Here is a 4,830-nt window from a genome sequence, read left to right as displayed (position 1 = left end):
CGCAGCTCAGGCTCGACGCGGCCTCGCTGGCGACCTTTCCCGAGGGCTACCGGCACCTGGCCTACATCCAGACGCGCATCGGCTACCAGGTCAAGATGGACATGCCCATGCTCAAGGGCGAGGTGGTGCAGGAGCTGTACCGCCGCGGCGAGCGCTGGCTGGCCGGCGGCGCGCTGGAGCGCTGAGGTGCAGCCGCGCATCAACCGCCGCCGGGCGCTGGCCGCCGCAGCCTTGTCGTTGACCTTGCCTGGGCTGCAGGCGCAGGGGGCGTACCCGAACCGCGCCGTGCGCGTCATCGTGCCGCAGCCGCCGGGTGGCGGCTTCGACAGCGTGGGCCGGCTGATGGCCGATCGCCTGGGCAAGCTCACCGGGCAAAGCTTCGTGGTGGAGAACCGCACCGGCTCCGGCACGCTGGTCGGCACCGAGCTGGCCGCCAAGGCGGCGGCGGACGGCTACACGCTGCTGGTGGGCTCGATCTCCAACATGGCGCTCAACCCCGGGCTGTACGCCAGCCTGCCGTACGACAGCCTGCGCGACTTCGAGCCGGTGGGGCTGCTGGTGGCTTACAGCTACACGCTGATGGCGCGCAAGGACCTGCCGTTGCGTACGCTGGCCGAAGTCATCGCCCACGCCAGGGCCAACCCCGGCAAGCTGACCTACGCTTCCGCCGGCAATGGCTCGGGCCAGCACGTGCTGCCGGCGGCGCTGTGGCACCTGGCCGGTGTCGACGTCACCCATGTGCCGTACCGCGGCGCGCAAGCGGCCTACCAGGATTTGCTGGGTGGGCGGGTCGACCTGTTCTTCGATCTCTCGCCGACCGCGCGGCCGCAGGTGGACGCGGGCAACGCGCGGGCGCTGGCGGTGTCCGGGCCGGCCCGCAATCCCATGCACCCGCAAGTGCCCACCGTGCAGGAAAGCGGCGTGGCGCTGGAGCTGGAATCCTGGTTCGGCCTGTTCGCGCCCGCCAAGACGCCGCGCGACGCGCTCGAGCGGCTGCGCGCCGAGTTCGCCAAGATGGCTGCCATGGCCGACGTGCAAGACAGCCTGGTCAAGGCCGGCGGCAAGCCCATGGCCCTGGTGGGCGAGCCGGCGCGGGCGCTGGTGCAGCGCGACGTGGAGCACTGGTCCAGGCTGGTTCGCACGCTGGCCATCAAGGCCGAATAGCATCGCTGTTTTTCAACGAACGGAATCCATGAAAATCCTAGGCATCTGCGGCAGCCTGCGCCAGGCGTCATACAACGGCATGGCGCTGCGCGCCGCGCGCAAGCTGGCGCCGGCCGGCATCGAGGTGGAGATCGCCGACATCGCCGGCATCCCCATGTACAACGACGACGTGCGCACTGCCGGCGAGCCGGCGGCGGTGGCGCGGTTGAAGGCGCAGGTGCGCGCCGCCGACGCCGTGCTGCTGGTTTCGCCCGAATACAACTTCTCGGTGCCGGGCGTGCTGAAGAACACGCTGGACTGGATGTCGCGCCCGCCTGAGCCGCCGTTCGACGGCAAGCCGGTGGCCATCATGGGCGCCAGCGGCGGCCCGCTGGGTACCGCGCGCGGGCAGTACCACCTGCGGCAGGTGCTGGTCTACATGAACACCTTCACGGTCAACAAGCCCGAGGTGTTCATCGGCAACGCGCAAACCAAGTTCAACGCCGAGGGCGAACTGACCGACGAGACGACGGCCAAGTTCATCACCGACCTGCTGGTCTCGCTGCAGCAGCTGGCCACCCGGCTGCGCTGACCGTTCTTGCTCGCTCCCCCTCCGGGCAGGGGCCGGGGTGGGGGCGCTGCGGTCACACGCTGCGGTCACAATACGCCGCTTGGATTTCCCCCTCATCACCGACTGGCAGTTCTACGCCGTCTCCATCCCCGCCGTGCTGCTGCTGGGCATCTCCAAGAGCGGCTTCGGTGCCGGCTTCGGCTCGCTGGCGGTGCCCATCATGGCGCTGGCCGTCACCGTGCCGCAGGCCGCGGCCATCCTGATGCCCATCCTGTTCGTGATGGACATCATGGGCCTGACGGCGTTTCGCAAGCACTTCGACTGGAAGCTGCTGCGCTTCCTGATCCCGGCCGGCCTGGTCGGCATCGTCATCGGCACGCTCTCGTTCAGCCTGCTCGATGCGCGGCTGGTGGCCGGCATCGTCGGCGCCTTCACGCTGGCCTTCCTGGCGCAGCGGCTGCTGTTTCCGCCGCGGCCGGACAGCAAGCCGCCGGCGAAATGGGTGGGCGCCGCGCTGACCGCCACCTCCGGCTTCACCAGCTTCGTGGCGCATGCGGGCGGGCCGCCGATCAATGCCTACCTGATCCCGATGCGGCTGGCGCCGCTGACCTTCACGGCCACCATGGCGGTGTTTTTCTTCGTGCTGAACATGAGCAAGTGGGCGCCGTACGCCTGGCTCGGTCTGCTCGACATGCGAAACATGGCCACTTCGTTGGCGCTGATGCCGTTCGCCCCGGTCGGCGTGCTGGTCGGCGTGCGGCTGGCGCACCGGATCAAGCCGCAGCTGTTCTACCGCCTGATCTACCTGGGCATGCTGCTGACAGGCCTCAAGCTGGTCTGGGACGGGTTCCTGGCCTGACGTGCCGGTGGCGAACGCTCAAGGCCCAACGCTCCTGTCGTCCCAGCCCGGCTCCGGCTCCTCGCCGCGGCGCCGCCGCTCCTTGCGCTCGGCCCGCTCGCGCGCCATCTGCTCTTCCAGCTGCTGCCGCCCTTCCTTGGCCACGGCGATCATGCGGGCGCGGTCGCGGTACAGCGGGTGCATTTTCTCGAACAGTTCCAGGTTGTGGCGGCGAAAGCGCATCGCCTGGCGGCGCGCCTCGTGCGGCGCTTCGCCCAGCAGCTCCAGCACGGTGCGGCCGCTGCGCAGGCTGGACTCGAACAGCTCGCGCTGCACGTTCATCACGCCGCGATCGCGCAGCGCATTCCAGTGCGTCACGTCGCGCGCCCGCGCCACCAGCTGCAGCCGCGGAAAGTGCTCGCGCGCCAGGTCCACGAGTCGCAGCGATTGCTCCTTGTCGTCCACGGCGATGACCAGCACGCGCGCGGCCCCGGCGCCGGCCGTGCGCAGCAGGTCCAGCCGCGTGGCGTCGCCGTAGTGCACCGTGTAGCCGAAGGAGCGGGCGGTCTCGATCATGTCGGCGTCGTGGTCCAGCACGGTGGATGCCACGCCTTGCGCGTTCAGCAGGCGGGCGACGATCTGGCCGTAGCGCCCGAACCCCGCGATGATGACGGGCGCCTCCTGCGGCTCGCTCAGCTCCTCCAGCGTGTGGGGCACGCTCGCGGCCAGCCGGGCCGCCCAGCGGTCCGCCGCCAGCAGCAGCAGCGGTGTCAGCAGCATCGACAGCGTGATGGCCGCCACCAGCAGCGCCGACGTCGGCGTGTCCAGCACACGGGCGCCCAGCGCCGTCTGCAGCACGACGAAACCCACCTCGCCGCCTTGCGCCAGCAGCACGATGAACACCGGCCGCTCGGCCGCGGCGATCGGCATCAGTCGCGTCATCAGCCACAGCACCAGCGCCTTGGCGGCCAGAAAGCCGATCACGATGGCGGCCACCAGCAGCGGCTGCCGGGCCACCACACCGAAGTCGATGGTCATGCCGATGGCAATGAAGAACAGGCCCAGCAGCAGGCCTTTGAATGGCTCGATGTCGGTTTCGAGCTCGCGCCGGTATTCGCTCTCGGCCAGCAGCACGCCGGCCAGGAAGGCGCCCAGCGCCATCGACAGGCCCACCGAGTGCATCAGGTAGGCGGTCGCCACCACCAGCAGCAGCGCGGCGGCGGTGAAGATCTCCGGCGACTCGCTGCGGGCGATCCAGCGCAGCGTCGGCCGCAGCAGCAGGCGCCCGCCCAGCACGATCGCGGCGATCACGCCCACGGCCTTGGCCGCGCCGATCCAGCCGCTGCCTTGCGCATGGGCGTCGGCCACGGCCAGCAGCGGCAGCAGCGCCAGCACCGGGATCGCCGCCACGTCCTGCAGCAGCAGCACGCTGAGCGAGGCGCGCCCGGAAGTGGTGGCCATCAGGTTGCGGTCGGCCAGCGCCCGCAGGCCGGTGGCGGTGGAGGAGTCGGCCAGGGCCAGCGACCCGGTCACGGCGATGCGCCAGTCGACGCCGCAGGCGATGGCGACGCCGGCCATCAGCGCGGCCGAGCCGAACAGCTGCATGCTGCCCCAGCCGAAGATCGGCCGGCGCAGGTTCCACAGCCGGCGTGGCTCCAGTTCCAGGCCGACCAGGAACAGCATCAGCACCACGCCGAACTCGGCGAAGTGCAGGATCTCCTCGACCTTGCTCACCAGGCCGATGCCCCAGGGGCCGATGACGATGCCGGCGGCCAGGTAGCCGATGATGGAACCCAGGCCCAGGGCGCGCGAGACAGGCACCGCGATGACGGCGGCCGCCAGGTAGATCAGGCTGCCGGACAGCCAGGTGGGCAGGTGTTCCATCAGCCGGCGCCTTGCGCGACGGCGTCGGCCGGGCGGTCGCTGCCGGGCACCTCGCACGCGATGCACTCGGGCAGGTCGGCCATCTCGGGCCAGTTCGGATGCGTGCGCAGCCGGTCGGCGAAGACCGCCGCGTGGGCTTGGATCTCGGGCTCGCGCGCGCGGTGCGCGCCATGGAACACCAGCGGCGGCAGGAACCGCATGCCGCACAGCGCCGCGGTCTGCTCGTACGGCGGCAGGAAGGCGTCGAAGAAGTAGCGGTTGTAGCTGTCGGGCCGGTAGGAGTCTTCCGGGCCGCCGGTGGTCGCGACCAGCCACAGGTCCTTGCCGCGCAGGGCGTTGCCGGCGGGGCCGTAGGCCCAGCCGAAGGCGAGCACGTCGTCGACCCAGAGCTTCA

The 4,830-nt window shown here is 70.6% G+C and carries 5 protein-coding genes and 1 pseudogene; 4 read left to right on the top strand and 2 right to left on the bottom strand.

Annotated elements, in window-relative coordinates:
* From JWP65_RS10130 to JWP65_RS10115, 4 genes and pseudogenes are all read left to right on the top strand, one after another.
* Positions 1 to 185 (top strand): annotated as a pseudogene (locus JWP65_RS10130) (nuclear transport factor 2 family protein); the annotation flags it as partial.
* 1 nt (position 186) lies between these two features.
* Positions 187 to 1,164, top strand: a complete 978-nt coding sequence (locus JWP65_RS10125) for a tripartite tricarboxylate transporter substrate binding protein (RefSeq protein ID WP_299763300.1) — start codon at positions 187 to 189, stop codon at positions 1,162 to 1,164.
* A 28-nt stretch (positions 1,165 to 1,192) separates the two neighbouring features.
* Entirely contained in the window at positions 1,193 to 1,735 is a 543-nt protein-coding gene (locus tag JWP65_RS10120) for an NADPH-dependent FMN reductase (protein ID WP_299763298.1), read from the top strand.
* A 79-nt stretch (positions 1,736 to 1,814) separates the two neighbouring features.
* Positions 1,815 to 2,573 (top strand): sulfite exporter TauE/SafE family protein, encoded by a 759-nt coding sequence (locus JWP65_RS10115; RefSeq protein WP_299763297.1) that lies wholly within the window; start codon positions 1,815 to 1,817, stop codon positions 2,571 to 2,573.
* Positions 2,574 to 2,591: 18 nt separating this feature from the next.
* On the opposite strand, the gene kefC is transcribed toward JWP65_RS10115, so the two are convergent.
* Positions 2,592 to 4,436, bottom strand: coding sequence for a glutathione-regulated potassium-efflux system protein KefC (gene kefC / locus JWP65_RS10110; RefSeq protein ID WP_299763295.1), 1,845 nt, complete (start codon positions 4,434 to 4,436; stop codon positions 2,592 to 2,594).
* Positions 4,436 to 4,830, bottom strand: a 395-nt coding sequence (locus JWP65_RS10105) for an NAD(P)H-dependent oxidoreductase (protein WP_299763293.1), incomplete at its 5' end; no start/stop codon positions are given. The genes JWP65_RS10105 and kefC, both read right to left, overlap by 1 nt.

The organism is Ramlibacter sp., assembly GCF_028292805.1.
In the GTDB taxonomy this organism is placed as follows: domain Bacteria; phylum Pseudomonadota; class Gammaproteobacteria; order Burkholderiales; family Burkholderiaceae_C; genus Ramlibacter.
Note: the sequence above shows the minus strand (reverse complement) of the source record. Positions and strands in the feature narration are given on the sequence as shown.